Source organism: Ochrobactrum sp. 19YEA23, from assembly GCF_029909865.1.
GTDB classification, from domain to species: Bacteria; Pseudomonadota; Alphaproteobacteria; order Rhizobiales; family Rhizobiaceae; genus Brucella; species Brucella gambitense.
In genome coordinates this window covers 1,348,161-1,371,256 of record NZ_JASAMQ010000001.1, presented here as the reverse complement: position 1 = coordinate 1,371,256, position 23,096 = coordinate 1,348,161, and the positions used below count along the sequence as shown (strand labels likewise).

Here is a 23,096-nt window from a genome sequence, read left to right as displayed (position 1 = left end):
AAACCATGCGATCAAATCGCATTGCGGCAATTTTGTGCCGGAACAGTCCAATCGATTTAAACCGTCTTGCAGCATCCGCAGAGCAGCTATGCAAAGTCGGCTCTGCAACTTGCAAAAACAATAGCTTATATCATGGGCAACAAAAGAGATGAATTGAACCCAAGCGATACCATCGCACACTGAAGGATTAAGACCATGAACCTGTTTCGCTCTTACAACAACTGGCGTCGTTACCGTGAAACCGTCAGCGAACTGAACCAGCTTTCGACTCGCGAACTGAACGATCTCGGCATCTCCCGCGCCGACATTCCTTACGTCGCTCGTCAGAGCAAGGCTCGCTAAGCATCAAGCTGAAGACCGAGAAGCTGTTCGCGACGATTGCATTACGCTGAACGCCTTTCGATGAAAATTTCAGATTGAAGTTTCGAGTTGTGAATACCACCAGGACTGGATCCTCCTCCCACCAGCCCTGGCTTGTCGCCAAGCCATCCTCCTCCCAGGCTTAGTGGCAACGAGACCGGTTTCCTCCCAATCCGGTCTTTCCATATGGCATCCGTTGCACCTCCTCCCGCGACGGATGCCATTTGTTTTTTGGGATACTGCTCGCCCATTGATGGCCGCCCGCAAAGGCGATATGGGAAGGGCCATGACAAACACATCCGATCTCACCCCCATTCACGTCGTTGGCGGCGGTCTCGCTGGCTCTGAAGCCGCCTGGCAGATTGCGCAGGCAGGCATTCCTGTCGTGCTGCATGAAATGCGCCCCGTGCGCGGCACCGATGCGCACAAGACCGAGCAGCTGGCAGAACTCGTCTGCTCCAATTCGTTCCGCTCCGACGATGCCGAAACCAACGCAGTTGGTGTCCTCCACGCCGAAATGCGCCTTGCGGGTTCACTCATCATGGCCTGCGCCGACGCGCATCAGGTTCCGGCCGGCGGCGCGCTTGCCGTGGACCGCGAGGGATTTGCGCAAGCCGTCACCGAAAAGCTCGAAGCTCATCCGCTGATCACCATCCAGCGTGAGGAAGTTACTGGCCTGCCGCCAGCAGAATGGGGCACGACAATCGTTGCCACCGGTCCGCTGACGGCGCCGTCGCTAGCCGAAGCCATTGCTGCGGAAACGGATGCCGATGCGCTCGCCTTCTTCGACGCGATTGCACCCATCGTGCATTTCGATTCGATCAATATGGACGTCTGCTGGTTCCAGTCGCGCTATGACAAGGTCGGTCCGGGCGGCACCGGCAAGGACTACATCAACTGCCCGATGGACAAGGAGCAGTATGAGGCGTTCGTGGCTGCACTTGTCGAAGGCGACAAGACGGAATTCAAGGAATGGGAAGGCACGCCTTATTTCGACGGCTGCCTGCCGATCGAAGTCATGGCGGAACGCGGACCCGAAACGCTGCGCCACGGCCCGATGAAGCCGATGGGCCTGACCAATGCGCATAACCCGACGGTGAAAGCCTATGCGGTTGTGCAGCTGCGTCAGGACAATGCGCTTGGCACGCTCTACAACATGGTCGGTTTCCAGACGAAGCTGAAATACGGCTCGCAGACGGGCATCTTCAAGATGATTCCCGGACTGGAAAATGCCGAATTCGCGCGCCTCGGCGGTTTGCATCGCAACACTTACCTCAATTCGCCCGTGCTGCTCGATAGCGTATTGCGCCTGAAGTCGCGTCCGACGCTGCGCTTTGCCGGTCAGGTGACAGGTTGTGAGGGCTATGTCGAATCGTCGGCCATCGGCCTTCTTGCCGGTCGCTTCACCGCAGCAGAACGACTGGGCAATCCCGCTGTGCCGCCACCGCCGACAACTGCCTTTGGCGCTTTGCTCGGCCACATTACCGGTGGCCACATCGTCGCCGACGATGCCGAACCCGGCAAACGGTCGTTCCAGCCGATGAATGTCAATTTCGGCCTGTTTCCGCCGATCGAGGTTCCGAAGGAAGAAGGCAAGCGCCTGCGCGGTAAGGAAAAGACCATCGCGAAAAAGCGTGCGCTTTCCGCCCGCGCTCTTGCAGATTTCCGCCAATGGCTGGAACAACTGGCCTGACGGTCAGAAATTGGCGCGAAACATCAGCCACTGCTTGCGGATAGCCGAGATATCGGCTGTCCGTTCTGCTGCCTTGCCGCCAAGGCGTTCAATCGCTTTCAGATAAGCGGGCACGATGGCCATCGGCAAAAAGGCCGGTGCAAGGCTTTTAGGCAAAGTCCCCTTCGCCTTATCGAAAATCGCCAGATGTTCACGCGCCAGCGCCAGCATGACGCTGACCACGCGCTCGCAGGCCGACGGATCGTCGCTGCCTAAAAATGCCTCCCGCGTCACACCTACCGAAGCCAGCATGTCAGCCGGGACATAAAGCTGGCTGCGACGGCGATGGGTCGGCAGAAGACGCAGCAGGCCGGTTATTGCCTGCGCAACGCCTGCATGACCGGCGGTTTCGCTATGCGCCTGCGCGGCATCCCGATCCAGTATGAAACCGGCTAACTGAATGATTGCCGATGCGGTTTCACCGCAATAACCCTCAAGATCGTTACGGCTCGGCATCGGATCGTCATAAAGATCGAAAATGCGTGCTTCGCAATAATTGTCGAAAGCGGTGCGCGGAAGCTCATACTTGTTGATCGTTTCGACCAGAGCAGCGGCAACGGGATGCGCCTCGGCATTGCCCCTCGCCTCGCCATTGATCAGGTCGCGCCACCATTGCAGACGCACTTCGCCCGGCAATGGCTCGTGAACGAGATCGCGAATGCGCGCCACTTCCGCATTGAAGGCATAAAGTGCCGCCAGACCGCCGCGTTTATCCTCCGGCGCATAGAGCACCGACAGGTAACGGTCCCGGTCAGCCTCACGAAGAAGGGCCAGGCAATGTGCCTCATTCTGGTTCATGATCGTTATTCTACTGCAATAAGCGCCGCCGCGACCGCACGATCTTCCGCGAGGAGCACATTATAGGTCCGCACGGCAGCACCTGTGCTCATCGGATCGGACGAAATGCGGTGTTCCCGCAATACGGCGCGCACATCTTCCGGAATACGCCGCAGATCCATACCGGTCCCAACCAGCAGAATCTCGATATCCGAAGCCTGCTCCAGAATAAGCTCCAGATCAGCACGCGACAGCACAGGCGGCGTTGCAGGCTGCCAGCCGTGAATACCGGACGGCAGACAGAGGATCGAACCGCGATGCGACATTTCGGCAAAGCGAAAACCGCCATCGCCGTAAGCATCAATCGGGGCGCGCCCCGGAAAATGCGCTTCGCGTATTTCTATTCCCTTGGCCATTCTCAGCTTTCCAGATTCAGCGACTGCGCCAGTTCGTCGCCCATTTCCTCATCCTGCTCAGGACCACGCGGCTTCAGTCCGAACTGAACCAGCAGCGGTGCGGCGATGAAGATCGACGAATAGCTCGCCACGACAATGCCCACGCTCAGCGCCAGCGCAAACATGCGGATATCGGCACCACCGAAGGCGTAAAGCGGAATATGCGCAAGGAACGTGACAAAGGACGTCAGCAAGGTACGCGACAGGGTCTGGTTGATCGAAGCATCAATGATCGCAGGCAGCGGCGCACTGCTATAGCGGCGTAGATTCTCGCGAACGCGGTCATAGATCACGACCGTATCGTTCAGCGAATAGCCGATGATCGTCAGAATGGCCGCAACGCTCCAGAGATTGAATTCCATGCGGAAGACGATGAACATGCCCGCAAGAATAACCACGTCATGCAATGTCGAAAGCACCGCGCCAAGCGCCAGCTGCCAGCGGAAGCGAACCCAAACATAGATGAAAATGCCGATCAGCGACAGGACAACGGCCAGAATTCCGGCACGCGACAGCTGTTCGGAAACGGTCGGGCCGACCACCTCGACACGCTGGAACGAATAATCCTGTTCGAACTCACCGCGCAGCTTCACAGCAACCGTCTGTTCGGCATCGTCGCCCACTTCCTGGCTGCCGATGATCACAAGCGCAGAGCGCGGCGATTTGGCAGGCAGAACACGGGCGCTATCGATATTCAGTTCGGAGAGACGGTCCTGAATGTCTTCAAGATTGGCGTCGCCACTACGTGCCTGAAGCTCGACCATCGAACCACCACGGAAGTCGATACCGTAGTTGAAGCCGATATTCACAAACAGCGCCACCACGATCGCACAGGCCAGCACCGAAATGCCGAGCGTAATGAACTGCAGGCGCATGAACGGAATATGCGTCACCGTCGGCACAAGCTTGAGACGGCGCTTCGGCACTTCCTTCGGCTTCGCCGTCCGCACCCATTGGGCGATCAGCAAACGGGTAAAGGTGAGCGTGGTGAACAGCGTCGTGCCGATACCGACCGCAACGGTCAGGGCAAAGCCATGCACCGTGCCAGAGCCCAGCAGGAAGAGAACCAGTGCGGCAATCAATGTCGTCAGATTGGCGTCAACGATGGTCGACAGCGCACGGTAGAAACCCGATTCCATCGCCTGCACGACCGAATAGCCCTTGCGGCGATCTTCACGCACGCGTTCGTAGATCAGGATATTCGCATCGACCGCCATGCCGATGATCAGCACCAGACCTGCAACGCTCGCCAGACTGATCGAAGCCCCGATCAGCGACATGACCGCAGTCAGGATGATGATGTTGACCACAAGCGCCACCATCGCGATGACGCCCAGAATACCGTAGGACAGCACCATGAACAGGCCGACGAGAAGTGCGGCCAGAAGTGCAGCCGTCACAGCGGCGCTGGCATAATCCTCGCCAAGCGCTGATGCGATAGTGCGTTCTTCCAGCACGGTCACAGCTTGCGGCAATGTGCCGGAGCGCAGAACAACGGCCATATTATTGGCGGCCTGCAAATCAAAGGCGCCAGAAATCTGCAATTCGTTTGTGTCGAGCGGCTCGCTGATGACCGGCGCAGACACGACCTGATTATCGACCACGATGGCAAAGCTCTTGCCCGTCGCATTGGCGGTCAGGGCGGCCAGACCTTTGCGGCCTGCATCGTCGAGGGTCAAGGTGATAACCGGCTCATTATCATCGGAAGAAAGCGTTGCCTTCGCGTCGGTGATATTTGCGCCGGTGAGAACTGGTTGTTTCTTGACGAGATAGCCAACTGGCGGATCGTCATAGGAATAGACGATTTCACTATCCGCGGGCGGCGTGCCACGAATGGCGTCGTCCGGCGAAACGGAATCATCCACAGCGTGGAACGAAAGATCGCCGCGAATGCTCAGAATATCTTTCAGAAGCTGCGCATCGTAAAGGCCCGGCACTTCAACGCGAATCTGGTTGCGCGCTTCGGTTTCCACAACGGGATGACCGTAACCCAGCTCTTCCAGACGCTGACGCATGATTTCGGCGGAGCGTTCCAGATCATTCTTGCCCGCATTTTGAACTTGCAGAACAAGCCGGGAGCCACCGGAAAGATCAAGGCCGAGTGCGACCTGTTTCTTCGGCAGGAAACCGGGCAGATTTGCCAGCGTTTCACGCGAGAAAAAATTAGGGGAAGCAATGACGAAGCTGACGAGTACCGCCAACCAGATCAGGGCCGATTTCCAGCGTGAAAAATAGAGCATAGAGCAGCAATTCCGTTTCAGCTTGGATAGAGCATGCCGGGGTGCGAATGCGCACCGCTCTCCGGCCTTGGGTCAAGCGCTCTTATGAAGGTCGCGCCGACCGAATATTGCACGGGCTCCGGTTAGTGAAAGCTTACCGGAGCCCGTTTCATCTCAAAAAGAGATTATTTGTTCTTATTATCGGCGACAGGTTCGCCCTTGACGCGCACATCCATCAGCGTGCTGCGCAGAACCTTGATGCGAACGCCTTCGGCGATTTCGACTTCGACTTCATTGTCGTCGACGACTTTCTGCACCTTGCCGACGATGCCCCCGCCGGTCACAACCGTATCGCCACGGCGAACTGCGGTCAGCATTTCCTGACGCTTCTTCATCTGGGTCCGCTGTGGGCGGATGATGAGGAAGTACATGATGACGAAGATCAGGATGAACGGCAGAATGCTCATCAGCATGTCTGGGCCAAAAGCGCCGCCGCCAGGTGCTTGAGCGAAAGCCGGTGTTACGAACATTAGGAACTCCTCTGAAGTCTCGAAGACAATTTGTTAAGGGCATTACAATGGTTGGCGCGCCAATTGCAACCGACGATCACCCCGCCTGCGCCAAGGTCGCACACTTTTCGCCTCCGCTGTGGCATGTTAAGCCGTTCGCCGACGACGAGTGGATTGAATCTGACCTTTGAATTCCGTTTGTCACAAACGCTTGTTCAAACGTCAAACTGGAAAAAACCACTCGTGTCTTACAGCATCTGGTGATCTTTTCGATTCTGACATTCGCTGGGACCGATTGTAACACTGGGAAGCAAATGTCGGAATAAGACCACTAGGGGCATGAAATGACGACCGAAAACATACTCAGCCAGAAACTGGACCGTTTGATCGCCGCGCTCGAACGTATCGCGCCACCAGAAGCCAAAACGCCAGACCTCGACGCCGCAGACTGTTTTGTCTGGGCGCCGGAACGACTGACGCTTGATCCGGTGAAGCGGGTGAACCGCGTGGATATCTCCCTGATCCGTGGCGTAGATTTGGTGCGTGACCAGCTCGTAGACAATACCCGTCGCTTCGCAAATGGCTATCCGGCAAACAATGTTCTGCTGTGGGGCGCTCGCGGCATGGGTAAATCCTCGCTGGTGAAGGCCGCACAGGCCAGCGTCAACGCCGAACTGGCCTCCCAGAAGCCGCTCAAACTGATCGAAATCCACCGCGAGGATATCGACAGCCTCCCGACCCTGATGAACATGATCAAGGATACGGAATACCGCTTTATCCTGTTCTGCGACGACCTTTCCTTCGACCATGACGACACGTCATATAAATCGCTGAAGGCAGCGCTTGAAGGCGGCGTCGAGGGCCGCCCCGGCAATGTGATTTTCTATGCGACGTCGAATCGCCGTCATCTCATGCCGCGCGACATGATTGATAATGAGCGCTCTACAGCGATCAACCCTTCTGAAGCCATCGAGGAAAAAGTATCGCTGTCGGACCGCTTTGGTCTGTGGCTCGGCTTCCACAAATGCAGCCAGGACGATTATCTCGCCATGGTCGACGGCTATGCGGCTCATTTCAAGCTCAGCTACGACAAGGTCAAGCTTCACGCAGAAGCTCTGGAATGGTCGACCACACGCGGCAACCGCTCCGGGCGTGTGGCGTGGCAGTATGTTCAGGATCTCGCAGGACGCCTTGGCGTGGCCATGTAAAAAACACGCATCAACAAAAAGGCGGGCTTATCAGCCCGCCTTTTTGTTTGCCTTGTCCTTTCCGGATCAGCTTTCCAGATATTTGGAAGGATTGACCGGTGAGGAATTCTTGCGCACTTCGAAATGCAGCTTCGGCGACTTCGCGTTGCCGCTCATGCCCGACTTGGCGATATCTTCGCCACGGCGAACTTTCTGGCCGCGCTGTACCAGTATCTGGCTGTTATGGCCGTAGACCGTGACAAGCCCGTTATCGTGGCGGATCAGAACCGTCTGGCCGAATTCCTTCAGGCCATCACCAGCATAGATGACGACGCCGTTTTCAGCGGCCTTAACCGACGTTCCTTCCGGAACCATGATGTCGATGCCGTCGCTGACTGCAGTGCCATCACGCTGACCGAAGCTGGCCAGAATGCGACCGCGAACCGGCCAGCGCATCTGGGAGATGCCGGTGGAGGAAGGCGCTGCGGCCTGATCCTTCTCGGCGTCTTCGATCACCTTGTTGCTTGCCTGCGGCGGCGTATAAGGCTTCACACTTCCGGCGTCCGCATCGTTTGCAGCAGCTGCGGCCTTGGCCGGGCTTACTGGCTGCGGCGTGACAGCGGCAACTTGCGTTACAGCAGCAGCACCTGCGGCAGGGATCACCAGTGTCTGACCGACGCGGATTGCGCCGTTGGAGAGGCCGTTAGCCCGCTTCAGATCTTCAACCGGGACGTTATGCTTCTGTGCGATCGAGAACAGCGAATCGCCGCTCTGAACCGTATAGCCGCCCTTCGGTGCAGGCGGTGTTGCGGTGTTCGCGCCTGCCGAAGCCATATCGGTCGTGGCGGAAGACTTCTTGCCGTTGACCGAAGGGGCTGCCGGGACAACAGCGATGTTGTTGTCCATCGGGCGGGGTGCACCCTGCCCCGGCGTAGCCGGAAGCTGACCCAGAACCTTTTCCTTGGCACCGTTGACGGTGTTGTGGGTCGTTGTCGCGGCGCTTGCCACGCGGGTCTCTGCGCCATTGACCTGATTGGCTGCCATATCGCGGGCCTGACCAACCTGATTCTGCATCTGCGTCGAGGCTGCTGCGACAGGAGCCTGAACCGACTGACGTGCTGCTGCGACCGGTGCCGCCATCGGGGCGGAAGAAACGGCAGATGGTGCTGGCAGCGAATTACGCTGTACCGTTCCGCTGGAAACCCGCGGAGCCGGCGCTATTGGGGCGGACGCATAAACATCGCCTGTGGGCTGTTGCGCAACGCGCTGATTGGACGTCGAACCGGTAAAGATGCCGTCGGTGAAACGCATCGTATCGGAACTGCACCCGGCTCCAAAGCCGGCAATCAGAACGATTGCGACATTCCGCAGGAGACGTTCGGACGTATGCTGCAAAATTGGGAAACGCATGTTCAACTCGTCCATACTCGAAACTCAGTACGACGATTAAAGCGCGTTAATGTTACTCGCTGGTTAAGAACGACCCAACTTTGAAAAAAGATTCACCAATTAAACACCATAAGCGAACATTGGCGCGCAGCCACCCTTCCGATGAAAACCGGAATGGATGGCATGGTAAGATTAGAAAATGGCAATTTAGAGCGCCGATCTGATTCAATCAGATCGGCGCTCTAGATATTTATTCTAACGCACATCTCATCCGAAAACCGTTTCACACTTTTCGGAATGCGCTCTAAAGAACCGAAGAAACGCCTTCAATGAAGGGCTGATAGCGGACAACCATGAGGTTTTCCTGCTCGAAGCGGCTACCGACCTTCGAGATACGCGTCATGATCTGTTCACCGTCACCGGGGCCGATCGGCGTAATGAGAACACCGTGCGTTGCGAGTAGCTCCACAAAATGGCGCGGCACTTCTTCGCAAGCCAGCCAGAGAATGATTCGGTCGAACGGCCCGCCCGGCATGCCATGACGACCGTCGGCATGCTTGACCATAATGTTCTCTCGCTTGAGCGAGACGAACTGCTGCAAGGCGTGGTCGCAAAGTTTGCGATAACGTTCCACCGTCGTAACACGGCCGGATAGCGACGACATGACGGCGGCGGTAAAGCCTGAACCGGTGCCGATTTCCAGCACGCGATGGCCCGGCTCCAGCTTGAGTGCAGCCAGCACACGCGCCTGATCGTCAATGCCTTCGATATATTCACCGCAATCGAGCGGCGCCGTACGGGTGCTATAGGCAAGATGTGACCACGCCGAAGCAAGAAAGCTCTGGCGTGGCGTTGCTTCAATGGCTGCAAAGAGGCGCGGATCATCAATGCCGCGCGCGCGCATGCGCAAGACGAAGGATGCAAATCCTTCCCGGTCCGAAAGCCTTGGCCGCTCAGACGTTGCCTGCCTCATGCTTTCCCCCGCTTCAAGCTTCAAGACCAAGCGCTGTGCTCAGTTCTGCACGAACCTTATGCGCGGTGAGATCGAGGTGCAACGGTGTCACCGAAATGCAATCCGAACGGATAGCTGCCAGATCACTGTCATCCGCGACCGGAGCCTTGCCGCGACCGAAACGCAGCCAGAAATACGGGAAGCCGCGACCGTCGCGGCGCTCATCGAGACGCGCATCATGGCTGAGCTTGCCCTGTGCCGTCACGCGGGTGCCCTGCACTTCATCAGCACCACAATTCGGGAAATTGAGGTTCAGCAAAACGCCTTCCGGCCAACCGGCATCGACCAGTTTACGGATAAGGTCCGGTGCATGGGTTTCAGCCGTTTCCCACGGAACGATCCGGCGGTCGCCTTCGTAATCATATTCCTGCGACAGAGCGATGGAGCGGATGCCGAGCAGCGTGCCTTCCATTGCACCGGCCACGGTGCCGGAATAGGTCACGTCGTCTGCGATATTCGCACCGGAGTTTACACCGGACAGGATGAGATCAGGCGCGCCAGGGAGAACGTGACGGACACCCATGATGACACAATCGGTCGGCGTACCGCGCAGTGCGAAATGGGTGTCATCGATCTGGCGCAGACGCAGCGGCTCCGACAGGGTCAGCGAATGCGCAAGACCGCTTTGGTCGGTTTCCGGCGCAACAACCCAGACATCGTCCGAGAGCTGTCGTGCGATTCGCTCCAGAACTGCGAGGCCTTCAGCGTGGATACCATCATCGTTCGTCAGCAAAATTCGCACGTCTTCACTCCTGTCCTAATTATTGAAATCCTGAATCACGCAGCTTTTTCAATGCGCGTGAGGCCGCCCATGTATGGCTGCAATACTTCAGGAATATGAATGCTGCCATCTTCCTGCTGGTAGTTTTCCATGACGGCGATGAGCGCGCGACCGACTGCAACGCCAGACCCGTTGAGGGTGTGAACGAAGCGCGTCGACTTCTCGCCTTCCGGACGATAGCGCGAGTTCATGCGGCGGCCCTGGAAATCACCGCAGACCGAACAGCTGGAGATTTCGCGATAGGTCTTCTGACCCGGCAGCCAGACTTCGATGTCGTAGGTCTTCTGCGCGCCGAAGCCCATATCGCCGGTGCACAGCACAACGGTACGGAACGGCAGCTCAAGACGCTTCAGCACTTCTTCGGCGCAAGCCGTCATGCGCTCATGTTCGGCAACCGAGCTTTCTGCATCGGTGATCGATACCATTTCCACTTTCAGGAACTGGTGCTGGCGCAGCATGCCGCGCGTATCGCGACCGGCAGAACCCGCTTCCGAACGGAAGCAAGGCGTCAGCGCGGTGTAGCGCTGCGGCAGGGTCTTCACATCAACGATTTCGTCCGCAACCAGATTCGTCAGTGGCACTTCCGCCGTCGGAATCAGCCAACGACCATCGGTGGTGCGGAAAAGGTCTTCCGAAAATTTCGGCAATTGGCCGGTGCCATAAACAGCCTCGTCGCGCACCATCAGCGGCGGCATGGTTTCGGTATAGCCATGCTGGGTCGTATGCAGATCGAGCATGAACTGGCCGAGCGCACGTTCCAGACGCGCCAGACCGCCCTTCAGGATCGTGAAGCGCGCACCGGCGATTTTCGCCGCACGCTCGAAATCCATCAGACCAAGCGCTTCGCCCAGCTCATAATGCTCTTTCGGCTGGAAAGAGAAATTGCGCTGATTACCAACACGACGAACCTCGACATTGTCGGCCTCGTCCTTGCCAAGCGGCACATCGCCAAGCGGAACATTCGGGATCGTTGACAGCGCGTCGTTCAATTCCTTGACCAGACGGCGCTCTTCTTCCTCCGCCTCAGCAAGAAAATTCTTGAGTTCGCTGACTTCCGCTTTCAGCTTGTCGGCAGTGGCGGCATCTTTTTCAGCCATCGCTTTGCCGATTTCCTTCGAAGCGGCATTGCGGCGCTCCTGTGCGGCCTGAACCTTACCGACATTTTCGCGACGCTTTTCGTCGAGCGCGATCAATTCGGACGAGAGCGGCCCTGCCCCGCGCTTTGCAAGCGCCTTGTCGAGGTCTTCAGGGTTTTCGCGAATCCATTTGATGTCGAGCATGGGAAAAGCCGTTTCGTGAAATTGAACAGAAGCGGGCCGCAAAGACTGCGGCCAGCGGAAATCGTAGTCTACGATCAGGAGGAAGAAGCGTCGTTTTCAGCTTCTTTTGCGTTCTCTGCTTCGTCGCGCTTCTTCTCGATCATACGAGCCACGATAATGGAAATCTCGTAGAGAAGGATCGTCGGCAAGGCAAGACCGATCTGGCTCGCCGGATCGGGCGGCGTCAGAACGGCGGCCACGATGAAGGCGATCACAATCGCATATTTACGCTTTTCCTTAAGGCCCGCCGAAGTCACGAGACCAACACGCGCCATGAGGCTTGTGATGACCGGCAACTGGAAAACCAGACCGAAAGCGAAAATGAGCGTCATGATGAGGCTCAGATATTCCGAAACCTTCGGCAAAAGCGAAATCTGCACTTCGCCAGCGCCACCCGTCTGCTGCATGGCCAGGAAGAACCACATCACCATCGGGGTGAAGAAGAAATAGACGAGCGCGCCGCCCAGCAGAAACAGTATCGGCGATGCAATGAGGAACGGCAGGAACGCCATGCGTTCATGCTTATAGAGCCCCGGCGCGACAAATTTGTAGATCTGCGCCGCGATGATCGGGAAAGCGAGTACGATACCGCCGAACATCGCCACCTTCACCTGCGTGAAGAAAAACTCCTGCGGGGCGGTATAGATCAGCTCCGCCTTGGACCGATCCATGCCTGCCCAGTCGATCGCCCACTGATAGGGCACGACAAGCAAATTAAAGAGGTGCTTTGCGAATGCGAAGCAGACTGCGAAAGCCACGAAAAATGCCAGGATTGCCCAGATGAGGCGGCGGCGCAGTTCGATCAGGTGTTCAAGCAAGGGCGCTGCGCTCTGCTCGATTTCATCCTCGTCACGGGTCACGCTTTGGTTCCTGTCTTCTTGGTGGTCTTTTTGGCAGGAGCAATCGCCTTATCGGCAACCGGCTTGACGGCTTCCGCTGTTTTGACCGGTGCAGCTTTTTTCGGTGCAGGTTTTGCTGCAGTCGATTTGGGAGCAGCCGTTTTCGCGACAGCAGGCTTGGAAGCCGCTGGCTTTGCTGGCGCAGCTTTGGCCTTTGCAGCCTTCGGCGCGGCCGGTTCAGTTTTTGCCAAAGCGGCTTTAGGCGCTGCTTTTGCAGTCGTCTTGCGTGGAGCGCGCGGCGCCTTTGCAGGCTTTTCCGCGACAGCTTCTGCCTTCGCAGGCGCTGCCACAGGAACGGGTGCTCCGCTCGCATCGACCGGCGTAGTCACTTCCGCTACCGTATCCGGTGTCGCCGGAGACATTGAGGTCGAGGATTTGATGCTCGATTTCAGGTCTTCGCCTGCACTGCGAATCGGATCGAAAACCTGCGTCAGCTTGGAGCGCGGATCAAGCTTGCGCGTTTCGTCGATGATGTTCTTGACGTCTTCCAGCTCAGCCTCTTTCAAGGCTTCGTTGAACTGGTTGCGAAACTCATTGGCTGTCGCGCGCATACGTGCGGTCGCCTTACCGAAGGCTCTAAGCATCTTCGGCAAATCTTTGGGGCCTACAACAACGATCATCACGATCGCAATGACCAGTATTTCAGACCAACCGACATCGAGCATTTTATACCCCGCGCACTGCGCGCGCGTCCCGTCTTTCGGCGGAAAACCGCACTATTACAGATGACAAACATGCTGCGTATCTATTCCGACACGCAGCATTCTTGATCCGATAGATCAGGACTTGGTGGTTTTCTTGACGTCGTTGACGGTTTCTTCCGCCTTGGCGTCGATCGTGCGACCATCGTCCCGGGCATCCTTGGCGGCGTCTTCGTCGTTCATGCCCTGCTTGAAGTTTTTGATGCCCTTGGCAACGTCGCCCATCAGCTCGGGAATCTTGCCGCGGCCAAAAAGAAGCAGCACAACCGCTAGAACGATCAGCCAGTGCCAGATGGAAAAGCTACCCATTTCATTCCTCTCATCGCCGCTTAAACGCAGCCTGTTCCTGCAATGTCGATAGTGATTTAAGCGCTTTCAAGCAATCTTTCAAACGGAAGTATAGCTGTGAAGGCAGATGTGACGATTTTATTCGTCGCATGTGTCCTCTTTATGTGCAGCGCTTGTGGATCATAAGGAAGTCAGACGCTGACCTACCCCTTGGGGGCAAGCAAACCAAGATCTTCGAGATCGATATCCTCGAGCGGCTCTTCCTCATCCGTCAGTTCATCCGGGTCGATATTCGGTACCGGAACAGCAAAGCTCGAAGGCATACGGGCAGACAGAAGCCCTGCCCCGCGCAACTCTTCCAGCCCAGGAAGATCGCGGATTTCCGGCAGTCCGAAATGGTCGAGAAACGATTCCGTCGTGCCGTATGTCACCGGACGGCCCGGTGTGCGGCGACGTCCGCGCAGCTTGATCCAGCCCGTTTCCATCAGCACGTCCAGCGTGCCTTTCGACGTTTCGACGCCACGAATATCTTCCAGTTCAGCGCGGGTGACTGGCTGGTGATAGGCAATGATCGCCAGTACTTCCATTGCGGCGCGCGACAGCTTGCGCTGCTGCACCGCCTCGCGGCTCATCAGGAAGGCCAGATCCGGCGCGGTGCGGAACGCCCAGGCCGCACCAACCTGCACAAGATGCACGCCGCGCGACTCATAGACCTTCTGGAGATGCTGCAAAATCGGGGCAAGCTCGGCATTTGGCGGCAAGCGCTCCTGAAGCGCCCGCTCCGACACCGGTTCGGCAGAAGCAAAAATGATCGCTTCGACAATGCGGGCCAGATCAGTCAGTCCACGTGCCGGAAGCTGTGCTTCCTCAAATTCATCATCCATTTCGAATTCCGCCAGCTGGCGTTCAGCCTCAGACATCCTCGTCCTCGTCAAATTCGCTTAAACCGGGCTTGGCCCGCATATAAATTGGTTCGAAGGGCGCATTCTGGCGAACTTCCAGCTTGCCCTCACGCACCAGTTCCAGACTGGCGGCAAAGGAGCTTGCCAGCGCCGACGCCCTCTCCTGCGGCGACAGCGCATAGTCGATCAGAAAACGATCAAGCGAAAACCAGTCTTCGATATCGCCGCCCATCAGACGCACCAATGCGACCCGCGCCTCCTTCAAAGACCAAACAGCACGTCTGGTAATCTGGACATGAGACACAGCCTGCCGCTGGCGCTGCGAGGCATAAGCCGTCAGCAGATCGTATAGCGTCGCGGAGAACTGGCTGGCACGATCCACCATCACCACTTCCGGCATACCGCGTGCGAAGACATCGCGCCCCAGCCGATTGCGGTTGACCAGAGCGGCAGCGGCATCACGCATTGCTTCCAGCCTTTTCAGGCGGAATTGCAGGGATGCCGCAAGCTCCTCGCCGGTCTCGCCATCGTCACCCTGCTGCTTGGGAATAAGCAGCTTGGATTTGAGATAAGCGAGCCACGCCGCCATAACCAGATAATCGGCGGCAAGCTCAAGCCGGACTGCCCGGGCTCGCTCGACAAATTCGAGATATTGCTCAGCTAGCGCCAGAACGGAAATGCGCGCCAGATCGACACGCTGGTTGCGCGCCAGATGCAGAAGAAGATCGAGCGGGCCTTCAAAGCCCTGCACGTCAATCAGCAATGACGGTTCGCTTAAAGCCCGTTCGGCATCGCTTTGCCACAGCGAATCCATCGGCACCAGCGTACCGTCTTTTCCGTCTGTGTTGGTTCCTGATGCCGCCAAGCCGCTTAGCCTCTCGATGCGCAGTCGTCACTCACGCGGCCCGGCCATGCCGGGCAACGCATAACTCTAGTTTACCAAGTTTTAACGATTACGCTATCGCTTCGAACATGCCATTGAATTCGGCGCGCAGTTCGTCCTCATCCGAAAGGTCAGGATCGCCTGCATAGACTTCGGCCAGATCGGCGCGCCGCTTCGATTTGCCTTCGAGCACCGGCACGCGAGCGGCAACCTGCACCAGTTCTTCCATCACGCCTGCACAATAAAGAACGATATCGCAGCCTGCACCGATGATGCCCTCGGCAATCTCGCCCAGTTCACCCGAAAGCGCCTTCATCGAAATATCGTCGCTCATGATCAGACCGTCGAACTGAATCACTTCGCGAATGATCGTGTTGATCACGGTCGGTGACAAAGTGGATGGACGCTTTGGGTCGAGCGCATCGAACACGACATGCGCCGTCATGGCCATAGGCAGGTCATTCAGCGCCTTGAACGGCACGAAATCATGCGCCAGCAATTCGCTCAGCGGGGCGTTCACACGGGCCAGTTCCTTATGCGTATCCGCGAAGGCACGGCCATGGCCCGGCATGTGTTTCATCACAGGCAAGACGCCGCCAGCCAGCAGGCCCTCGGCAGCGGCGCGGCCCATCTCGGCCACCGCATGCGGATTTTTGGAATAAGCGCGCGCGCCAATCACATCATGCGCGCCCTCGACGGGCACATCGAGAACCGGCAAGCAGTCGGAAGTCACGCCAACCTTCAACAAATCGAAGGCATGCAGACGCGCATGCAGCCAAGCGGCGCGCAAACCCGCTTCACGGTCGCGCGCAAAGATCGCGCCAATCTCTCCAGCGGATGGATAATTCGGCACCAGCGGTGGACGCAGGCGTTGCACGCGCCCGCCTTCCTGGTCGATGAAAACCGGCGTCTGATCGCGGCCCGTCACATCGCGCATATGCGCGGTCAGCTCGGCAACCTGTTCAAGACTTTCGACATTGCGGGCGAACAGAATGAAGCCCCACGGCCTCTCATCGCGGAAAAAGGCAACCTCATCCGGCGTAAGCTTCGTACCCGACACACCGGCAATCCATGCCTTGCACTGTTTCATGCGAATATCCCTCGTCTTTTCCGCAACTTAGATAGTTGTTCTAACTAAAATTCCATGCACTCGATAGTGCATATGAAAAGGGCGGCTCATGCCGCCCTGTTCTCATTGGTTACCGTGGCTTAGCGCGTCACGAGACAGCTGCCGCCAGCCGACTTCAAGCGACCGCAAAGCGCGTTGGCATCGTCACGCGAACCAGCCTGAACGCGGACACGGTAGTAAGTGCCCTTGCCCGGAATGTCGGCGCGCTTGATATCAACGCTGCGACCACCGATCACATTGGCGTATTTCTGCGCCATGTTGGCATAGGACTTCTGTGCCAGTTCAGCGGAAGGCTGGGATGCGATCTGGATGAAATATCCACCAGCACCTGCAGCGCCACCGGCAGCCGATGCAACCTGCTGATTAGCAACCGGAGCGGCAGCAGCAGGCGCTTGCGTCTGGGTGCGCTGCGGAACATTGCCAACGATATTGACCGGCTGTTCAGCTGGACGCGACGGGACAACCGGAGCACGCGCCGGGAGGCGTGGTGTTTCGGCAGCCGGCGCCTGAGCGACCGGTGCCTGTGCGGCTGGCTGCTGGGCCTGCGGTGCGTTTGCGGAAGGTTCCGGCAAGGCACTGCCCGAAGCGATTGCCGCGATCTCGTCACCACCAGCCGGAACGGATGGCTGTGCCGAAGGCTGCGCACCGTTGTTGGCCGTCTGCTGTGCTGCCGGTTCTGGAGCGCGTTCCGGCTGCATGATCGTGCCATCCGGGCGAACGATCATGGTTTCAACTTCGCGCGGCTGGATCAAAGGCGCATTTTCCTGCGCGTTTTGTCCATTTGGTGCACCCGCATTGGCCTGACCGTTTTCAGCCGACGAATCCGGCGTATCGGTCATGGCTTCATTATCGTCGGTGCCGGAAATATCGACTGGCTCTTCACCCGAGTTAATCAGCGACTTTTGTTCCGGATTGTTCGGCAATGTGCCGGCAACGCGATCATAGACCGCCTTGTCCTGATTCGGCACCGTCGCGCCGCCGGGGTTTTCCGGCTGCATCTTGATTGGCTGATTGTCGGCATGGATGACGACCGGCTCCTGCGAACTGCCGCCCATGAAGTGATATCCGATACCGCCGAGCAATACGGCAGCACCGGCAACACTTGCCAGAATTAGGCCGCGACGACCGCGAACCGGGCGATTGCGATAGGCTTCCGATGCTTTGCCGAGATCGTCTTCGGGCTGCATGGCAGCACGCGCGCCATAGTCACCGCCTTCGACGGTCTGCGCGCCCTGGGCTGCCCAATGATTGTAGAAGTCGTCTTCGCTGCCAGCCTGCTCGCCTGCGTTATATTCGCCAGTCTGGCGCGGCTGCGAGCGGCCATATGAGCTTGCAGCGGCGGCAACGGCGGCACCAAGGCCTGCTGCCGTGGCACCTGCAGCAACACCGGCATTCGGCAGATAGCTGGATGCGCTTTCGCGGAAAATATCCTCAAATGCCTTGTCGGCTTCGCTCTGCGCTTCGGTAGGTGTGTTCAGCTCATCAACGCCAACCGTGTTGAAGACCTCGGCAAATTCAGCTTCGAGATCGCCAAGACCGGCAGCAGTTTCCTCTTCACCGTAATTGACTTCCGGCAGATCGAGGGAATGGGTCTGTTCAACCTTGTTCTCGGCAACGCTCAGCGTTTCGACGTCCGGTGCGGGTGCACTGGCGGCCTGCTGTGCGCTGGCAAAATGCGGCATCGATGTCGTCGGACGATAATCCTCATCCGAAAGCACCGCGTGGGCATAGGCAGGCGCGGCTGCGGTCGCGCCGTTATCGTCATGCAGGTCGAGATCGTCTTCGTTGAAGAAATCATCGCCACCAAGCAATTCTTCGTCGGTCGGCTTCAGCACTTCCGATTCGGAGTAATCACCGGAAGGCTCGAAACCGAAATCGTCGTCGCTCAGGCTCAGTTCATCGAGATCCGACAGATCGTCGTCAGTGCCTTCCGCTGCAGTCGTTGCGGAGAATGCTGCGGTATCGAAGGAGAAATCATTGTCGAACGAAAAGTCATCGTCCTGCGCTGCGACTTCGTTAGAAGCCTGCTCCGGAGTGGCGAAGGCGTTGGAAGCAGCGTAAGGCGCTTCCGCCTCACCCGCATGCGCGGTTACCGTCGGCATTTGTGCGGCAACGCCCGAAGCAAAATTGCCACGGGTGTAATAGGGATAACCAGACGGCTCCGTGCGGGCGACCGCTTCCTCCGCAGGTGCGGCGGCTACCGGCTGATGCGGCTGTTCAAAAGCCTGCTCGTCCAGATGCAGTTCATCCAGCTGGAAATCGTCAAATGCAGGCTCAGCCTCTTCCTCTGCCGCATAGGCATGGTCCGATGCAGCCGCATAGGACACAGCCTGTTCGGGTTCATATGCAGCGGCCTGCGGAGCATAGGATACTGGCTCTTGCTGATAGCCATAGGCGCTGTCGTTCGCGGAGGCTGGCTGCGGCTCGTCGCCGAAAAGCAGATTTTCCAGCTCGTCCTCAAGCGACATGGACTGATGCGCAGACTCAGCGCCATAGGACGGCGTGGCAGGCTCAACGGCCTGTACATCCCAGTCACGGCTTTGCGCGGTCTGCGTCAGATAGGATTCTTCGTGGGGTTCAATAGCCGGCTGATAGATCGTCGGATCATATGCGCCATGGTCGGCTGCATGAACTCCCTGCGCATCATCCAGCGATTCGCGATTATCATAGGCCGAGCTTTGCGCCGCCGCATAAGGATCGCCAAACGAATCGCGGGCGCTCGAATAGTCGGCATAATCGAACTGCTGAACAGGTTCAGTGCGCTCGACGTCTTCGAAGTCGCCCAGCTCGGGCGCCGGAACGGATGTTCCATTGTCCAGATGCAGATCGAGTTCTTCTTCCAGCGCGGAAGCAAGATCTTCTTCATGCACCAGCGGTTCCGCGCCACGATAATACTGTTCGCTATAGCGCTGATCCTGAGCGGCTTCCGGCTCAGGTTCCACGGGCTGGTTGTGACTTGCCGGCTGCGCGTAATCGTCGAAATCGCCGAGAAGCTCGCGTTCAAGGTCAAGCGCCGGATCGAAGTCTGGCTCGGGCCGGTCATGAGATTGGCGCTCGTTCCAAGCGGAATGATCACCTTGAGGCGTGCCAAAGTCCACGATTCGCGACAGTTCCATCAGCGGATCGTCTTCGTGCAGCGGACGCTCGCCGTAATTACGGGGATTTGCACTGCTGTCCGTCATGGTGTGTTCCTAACTCAAACCCTGGACGCCGCAAGACGTCACTTTACATTGCTTATTAGCGAGGCAATGTGGGCAAAAGTTGACGGTAGTTTCCTACGCCTAAAGACCAGAACGGGATAAACCAACACCTTCAGTTCATCCCGGTCTTCTCTTTTTAGACTTGATCTACCGCATTCAAGAGCTTCGTTTGACTTAACGAGCTCCCGGTCAGTCGATCAATCCTAGCGCATTTCCGTCGGGGCGTCAGCCCCGATGATCGTCAATCCGGACGTCAGAACATCGGAAACAACCTGTACCAGCCCTAGCCTGGCTAGTGACAAGTCTGGATCGTTAACCTTAATAAAACGTAAGTCCGGGTTCTCTGTGCCCTTATTCCATTGCGAATGGAACGCGCTGGCAAGGTCAAACAGGTAAAAAGCAAGACGATGCGGCTCCTGATGGATCGCCGCTGCTTCGATCAGACGCGGATATTCTGCAAGCTTGCGAACCAGTGCAATTTCGCTCTCGTCGGTCAGCTTGTCGAACTGTGCGGCCATGGCAACACGATCCAGATCGGCAAGGCCCAGCTGGTCGGCAGCCTGACGGAAAACCGAGTGCGAGCGCGCAGAAGCATACTGCACGTAGAACACCGGATTGTCCTTGGACTGTTCGGTGACTTTCGCAAAATCGAAATCGAGCGGCGCGTCGTTTTTCCGGTAAAGCATCATGAAACGCACCGGATCGCGGCCCACTTCGTCGACCACATCACGCAAGGTGATGAATTCACCCGAGCGCTTCGACATGCGCACCGGCTCGCCGTCGCGGAAGAGCTTTACCAGCTGGCAGAGCAGTACGGTAAGCTTGGCCTTGCCATCGGAAACGCCACGCGCAACGGCTTCAAGACGCTTCACATAGCCGCCATGATCGGCGCCCAGCACGTAAATCATCTCGTTGAAGCCGCGGTCGTATTTGTCCTTGAAATAGGCAACGTCGGCCGCAAAATAGGTGAATGTGCCGTCAGACTTCATCAGCGGACGGTCGATATCGTCACCCACTTCGGTCGAGCGGAACAGGGTCTGTTCGCGATCTTCCCAATCTTCCGGCAGCTGGCCCTTCGGGGGCGGAATCTTGCCCTTATAGACATGGCCCTTCAGCGTCAGATCGTTGATTGCATTGCGAATCGCACGGGCATGGTCGGCATGCAGCTGACGTTCGGAATAGAACACATCGTGGTGGACGTTCAGCGCTTCCAGATCGGCGCGGATCATCGCCATCATGGCATTGATGGTGGTTTCCTTGACGATAGCCATCGCTTCAGCTTCCGGCATTTCCAGAAGCTTCGTGCCATATTCCTTTGCGAGCGTCTGCCCCACCGGCACGAGATAATCGCCCGGATATAGGCCAGCCGGAATTTCACCGATGATTTCGCCCAGCGCTTCACGATAACGCAGCATCACGGAGCTTGCGAGCACGTCGATCTGCGAGCCGGCATCGTTGATGTAATATTCCTTGACGACGTCATAGCCTGCGAATTTCAGCAGGTTGGCCAGCACGTCGCCGACAACGGCGCCGCGGCAGTGGCCGACATGCATCGGGCCGGTCGGGTTGGCCGAAACATATTCGACATTGACCTTGTTGCCCGCGCCCAGCTTGGAGCGACCGAAATCCGTGCCTTCATTGAGCATCGCGGCAAGCTCACGCTGCCAGTAAGTTGCCTTCAGACGCAGATTGATGAAGCCCGGACCGGCGACATCGACCGTTTCGACATCGTCGTCGTTCTTCAAGGCTTCGGCGATACGCACCGCAAGTTCGCGCGGGTTCTGGCCAACAGCCTTGGAAAGAACCATGGCCGCATTGGTCGCGATATCGCCATGGGTCGCGTCGCGCGGCGGTTCGACACCAACGCGCGAAAGATCGAGTTCACCACCATCTTTCGGTTTCAGATCAATATCTTGCAACGTCTTTTTGATACGTGCGTCGAAATCTGCGAAGATATTCATGGTCCGTCCTGTCAGGCTGTCATCTGGAATTATGACTGCGTATTCCAGAGTCGGCTCGTTCTATTAGATAGTTGTGATGCAGACGGCTTTTCGACCTCGCAATCACTTCGTTGGCCCCGATTAAGCTAAATCGGGGGTATGGTCAAACAATCGTCGGTGTTCGCGCACGGCAAAATTGTCAGTCATACCCGCCAGATAGTCGGCAACACGGCGCGCGCGCGACGGGATATCGAGCGTTTCACAGCCCGACTGCCACTCGGGCGGCATGATCATTGGGTCGGCAAAACAGGCATCGAACAGGTCTTGCACAATTTTGTCCGCCGCCTGTCGGCGCACCACGACGCTGTTATGAAAATAGAGGTTCTTGAACAGGAACCGTTTCAGCACCTTTTCCTCGTCACGCATCGTTGGTGAAAACGCCACCAGCGACTGCGACTGGTTATGGATATCGGCAATGCTCTGCGGCTGCGCCTCGGCCAGACGGCGCTGGGCTTCGGCAATCACATCCTCGACCATGATGGTGATCTGCCTGCGAACCAGTTCATGTCCCGTGCGCACGGCATCGAGATTGGGATAGCGCCCACGCACCACATCAAGCAGCCGCTTCGTCAGGGGCACTTCATCCAGCGCCTCAAGCGTCAGCAGGCCCGCACGCAGGCCGTCATCGATATCATGGGCGTTATAGGCGATGTCGTCGGCGATCGCGGCGCATTGCGCCTCCAGACTGGCGAAGCGTCCCAGTTCCAGATCGTAGCGCTCGTTGAAGTCAAGAATGGGCTGCGGCACCGGCTCATCCGAATGCACGGCATATGGACCCACCAGCGGGCCATTGTGCTTGACCAGCCCTTCCAGCGTTTCCCAGGACAGATTGAGACCGTCAAAATCTGCATAACGATGCTCGAGCTTGGTGACGATGCGAAGCGACTGGGCGTTGTGATCGAAGCCGCCGTAATCCTTCATGCGTTCGTTGAGCGCATCCTCGCCGGTATGGCCAAAAGGCGTGTGACCAAAATCATGCACCAGCGCGACGGCTTCGGCGAGATCTTCATCCAGCCGCAGCGCACGGGCCAGCGCGCGTGCAATCTGCGCCACTTCAATCGTGTGCGTCAGCCGCGTGCGGTAATGGTCGCCTTCATGCGCGATGAAAACCTGTGTCTTGTGCTTCAGGCGGCGAAAGGCTGTGGAATGGATGATACGGTCGCGATCACGCTGAAACGGGGTGCGCGTCGGGCTTTCCGGTTCCGGCACCAAACGTCCACGGCTTGAGATCGGATCGCAGGCATAGGGCGCGCGCTCACGATAACCAAAGCCTATTCCTTCCAGCGACATTGCGATGCATCCTTCACTGTAATATGATTACACTATGTTTATGCTGACATTGACTTCTATCGGT

Annotated in this window: 20 protein-coding genes; 3 read left to right on the top strand and 17 right to left on the bottom strand. The window is 57.6% G+C overall.

The window, feature by feature from the left end; translation table 11 throughout:
* Positions 1 to 195 precede the first annotated feature (195 nt).
* Together QBD01_RS06430 and trmFO are read left to right on the top strand one after the other, a co-directional pair.
* Positions 196 to 342, top strand: coding sequence for a DUF1127 domain-containing protein (locus QBD01_RS06430; RefSeq protein ID WP_078338506.1), 147 nt, complete (start codon positions 196 to 198; stop codon positions 340 to 342).
* Between the two features lie 304 nt (positions 343 to 646).
* Positions 647 to 2,053, top strand: coding sequence for a methylenetetrahydrofolate--tRNA-(uracil(54)-C(5))-methyltransferase (FADH(2)-oxidizing) TrmFO (gene trmFO / locus QBD01_RS06425; RefSeq protein WP_280992043.1), 1,407 nt, complete (start codon positions 647 to 649; stop codon positions 2,051 to 2,053).
* A gap of 3 nt (positions 2,054 to 2,056) precedes the next feature.
* Here trmFO and QBD01_RS06420 read toward each other — a convergent pair whose 3' ends face one another.
* The 4 genes from QBD01_RS06420 to yajC all read right to left on the bottom strand — a co-directional run bounded on the left by QBD01_RS06420 (position 2,057) and on the right by yajC (position 6,073).
* Positions 2,057 to 2,890: a phytoene/squalene synthase family protein gene (locus QBD01_RS06420; RefSeq protein ID WP_280992042.1), complete on the bottom strand. Its 834-nt coding sequence runs from the start codon at positions 2,888 to 2,890 to the stop codon at positions 2,057 to 2,059.
* A 5-nt stretch (positions 2,891 to 2,895) separates the two neighbouring features.
* Positions 2,896 to 3,285 carry an Mth938-like domain-containing protein gene (locus tag QBD01_RS06415; protein ID WP_280992041.1) on the bottom strand — a complete coding sequence of 130 codons (390 nt, stop codon included), beginning with the start codon at positions 3,283 to 3,285 and terminating at the stop codon, positions 2,896 to 2,898.
* 2 nt (positions 3,286 to 3,287) lie between these two features.
* Positions 3,288 to 5,564 (bottom strand): protein translocase subunit SecDF, encoded by a 2,277-nt coding sequence (gene secDF, locus QBD01_RS06410; protein WP_280992040.1) that lies wholly within the window; start codon positions 5,562 to 5,564, stop codon positions 3,288 to 3,290.
* Positions 5,565 to 5,728: 164 nt separating this feature from the next.
* Positions 5,729 to 6,073: a preprotein translocase subunit YajC gene (gene yajC / locus QBD01_RS06405; protein WP_078338501.1), complete on the bottom strand. Its 345-nt coding sequence runs from the start codon at positions 6,071 to 6,073 to the stop codon at positions 5,729 to 5,731.
* A 323-nt stretch (positions 6,074 to 6,396) separates the two neighbouring features.
* Between yajC and QBD01_RS06400 the strand changes: the two genes are divergently transcribed.
* The gene (locus QBD01_RS06400) at positions 6,397 to 7,260 is read left to right on the top strand and encodes an ATP-binding protein (protein ID WP_280992039.1); all 864 of its coding nucleotides are present in this window, start codon (positions 6,397 to 6,399) and stop codon (positions 7,258 to 7,260) included.
* 66 nt (positions 7,261 to 7,326) lie between these two features.
* Here the strand turns inward: QBD01_RS06400 and dipM are convergent, their stop codons facing one another.
* The 13 genes from dipM to QBD01_RS06335 all read right to left on the bottom strand — a co-directional run bounded on the left by dipM (position 7,327) and on the right by QBD01_RS06335 (position 23,032).
* Entirely contained in the window at positions 7,327 to 8,664 is a 1,338-nt protein-coding gene (gene dipM, locus QBD01_RS06395; protein ID WP_280992038.1) for a cell division endopeptidase DipM, read from the bottom strand.
* 268 nt (positions 8,665 to 8,932) lie between these two features.
* On the bottom strand, positions 8,933 to 9,601 hold the full coding sequence (locus QBD01_RS06390; protein WP_182520333.1) for a protein-L-isoaspartate(D-aspartate) O-methyltransferase: 669 nt from the start codon (positions 9,599 to 9,601) through the stop codon (positions 8,933 to 8,935).
* Between the two features lie 13 nt (positions 9,602 to 9,614).
* The gene (gene surE / locus QBD01_RS06385) at positions 9,615 to 10,382 is read right to left on the bottom strand and encodes a 5'/3'-nucleotidase SurE (RefSeq protein ID WP_182520332.1); all 768 of its coding nucleotides are present in this window, start codon (positions 10,380 to 10,382) and stop codon (positions 9,615 to 9,617) included.
* A gap of 35 nt (positions 10,383 to 10,417) precedes the next feature.
* Complete coding sequence (serS, locus tag QBD01_RS06380) at positions 10,418 to 11,701, bottom strand: serine--tRNA ligase (RefSeq protein WP_280992037.1); 1,284 nt, start codon at positions 11,699 to 11,701, stop codon at positions 10,418 to 10,420.
* A 74-nt stretch (positions 11,702 to 11,775) separates the two neighbouring features.
* Positions 11,776 to 12,600 carry a twin-arginine translocase subunit TatC gene (tatC, locus tag QBD01_RS06375; protein WP_280992036.1) on the bottom strand — a complete coding sequence of 275 codons (825 nt, stop codon included), beginning with the start codon at positions 12,598 to 12,600 and terminating at the stop codon, positions 11,776 to 11,778.
* Positions 12,597 to 13,304 carry a Sec-independent protein translocase protein TatB gene (gene tatB, locus QBD01_RS06370; RefSeq protein ID WP_280992035.1) on the bottom strand — a complete coding sequence of 236 codons (708 nt, stop codon included), beginning with the start codon at positions 13,302 to 13,304 and terminating at the stop codon, positions 12,597 to 12,599. Before tatB ends, tatC begins: the two co-directional genes overlap by 4 nt.
* Before the next feature lie 114 nt (positions 13,305 to 13,418).
* A complete protein-coding gene (locus tag QBD01_RS06365; protein ID WP_078338493.1) occupies positions 13,419 to 13,649 on the bottom strand; it encodes a twin-arginine translocase TatA/TatE family subunit in 231 nt (76 codons plus the stop codon).
* A 182-nt stretch (positions 13,650 to 13,831) separates the two neighbouring features.
* The gene (gene scpB / locus QBD01_RS06360; RefSeq protein ID WP_280992034.1) at positions 13,832 to 14,548 is read right to left on the bottom strand and encodes an SMC-Scp complex subunit ScpB; all 717 of its coding nucleotides are present in this window, start codon (positions 14,546 to 14,548) and stop codon (positions 13,832 to 13,834) included.
* A complete protein-coding gene (locus QBD01_RS06355) occupies positions 14,541 to 15,395 on the bottom strand; it encodes a ScpA family protein (RefSeq protein ID WP_280992033.1) in 855 nt (284 codons plus the stop codon). Before QBD01_RS06355 ends, scpB begins: the two co-directional genes overlap by 8 nt.
* An 88-nt stretch (positions 15,396 to 15,483) precedes the next feature.
* Positions 15,484 to 16,503 carry a beta-N-acetylhexosaminidase gene (gene nagZ / locus QBD01_RS06350; RefSeq protein WP_280992032.1) on the bottom strand — a complete coding sequence of 340 codons (1,020 nt, stop codon included), beginning with the start codon at positions 16,501 to 16,503 and terminating at the stop codon, positions 15,484 to 15,486.
* Positions 16,504 to 16,622: 119 nt separating this feature from the next.
* Positions 16,623 to 19,724 (bottom strand): SPOR domain-containing protein, encoded by a 3,102-nt coding sequence (locus QBD01_RS06345; RefSeq protein ID WP_280992031.1) that lies wholly within the window; start codon positions 19,722 to 19,724, stop codon positions 16,623 to 16,625.
* A gap of 221 nt (positions 19,725 to 19,945) precedes the next feature.
* The gene (gene argS / locus QBD01_RS06340) at positions 19,946 to 21,703 is read right to left on the bottom strand and encodes an arginine--tRNA ligase (RefSeq protein WP_280992030.1); all 1,758 of its coding nucleotides are present in this window, start codon (positions 21,701 to 21,703) and stop codon (positions 19,946 to 19,948) included.
* 120 nt (positions 21,704 to 21,823) lie between these two features.
* Complete coding sequence (locus QBD01_RS06335) at positions 21,824 to 23,032, bottom strand: deoxyguanosinetriphosphate triphosphohydrolase (protein WP_280992029.1); 1,209 nt, start codon at positions 23,030 to 23,032, stop codon at positions 21,824 to 21,826.
* Between the last annotated feature and the right edge of the window lie 64 nt (positions 23,033 to 23,096).

Coding starts and splice junctions, on each gene's coding strand:
- trmFO (WP_280992043.1), top strand. CDS start 647: ATGACAAACACATCCGATCTCACCCCCATTCACGTCGTTGGCGGCGGT.
- dipM (WP_280992038.1), bottom strand. CDS start 8,664: ATGGACGAGTTGAACATGCGTTTCCCAATTTTGCAGCATACGTCCGAA.
- QBD01_RS06365 (WP_078338493.1), bottom strand. CDS start 13,649: ATGGGTAGCTTTTCCATCTGGCACTGGCTGATCGTTCTAGCGGTTGTG.
- QBD01_RS06345 (WP_280992031.1), bottom strand. CDS start 19,724: ATGACGGACAGCAGTGCAAATCCCCGTAATTACGGCGAGCGTCCGCTG.
- QBD01_RS06415 (WP_280992041.1), bottom strand. CDS start 3,285: ATGGCCAAGGGAATAGAAATACGCGAAGCGCATTTTCCGGGGCGCGCC.
- yajC (WP_078338501.1), bottom strand. CDS start 6,073: ATGTTCGTAACACCGGCTTTCGCTCAAGCACCTGGCGGCGGCGCTTTT.
- tatB (WP_280992035.1), bottom strand. CDS start 13,304: ATGCTCGATGTCGGTTGGTCTGAAATACTGGTCATTGCGATCGTGATG.
- QBD01_RS06390 (WP_182520333.1), bottom strand. CDS start 9,601: ATGAGGCAGGCAACGTCTGAGCGGCCAAGGCTTTCGGACCGGGAAGGA.
- argS (WP_280992030.1), bottom strand. CDS start 21,703: ATGAATATCTTCGCAGATTTCGACGCACGTATCAAAAAGACGTTGCAA.
- QBD01_RS06400 (WP_280992039.1), top strand. CDS start 6,397: ATGACGACCGAAAACATACTCAGCCAGAAACTGGACCGTTTGATCGCC.
- QBD01_RS06335 (WP_280992029.1), bottom strand. CDS start 23,032: ATGTCGCTGGAAGGAATAGGCTTTGGTTATCGTGAGCGCGCGCCCTAT.
- QBD01_RS06430 (WP_078338506.1), top strand. CDS start 196: ATGAACCTGTTTCGCTCTTACAACAACTGGCGTCGTTACCGTGAAACC.
- scpB (WP_280992034.1), bottom strand. CDS start 14,548: ATGTCTGAGGCTGAACGCCAGCTGGCGGAATTCGAAATGGATGATGAA.
- serS (WP_280992037.1), bottom strand. CDS start 11,701: ATGCTCGACATCAAATGGATTCGCGAAAACCCTGAAGACCTCGACAAG.
- secDF (WP_280992040.1), bottom strand. CDS start 5,564: ATGCTCTATTTTTCACGCTGGAAATCGGCCCTGATCTGGTTGGCGGTA.
- QBD01_RS06420 (WP_280992042.1), bottom strand. CDS start 2,890: ATGAACCAGAATGAGGCACATTGCCTGGCCCTTCTTCGTGAGGCTGAC.
- nagZ (WP_280992032.1), bottom strand. CDS start 16,503: ATGAAACAGTGCAAGGCATGGATTGCCGGTGTGTCGGGTACGAAGCTT.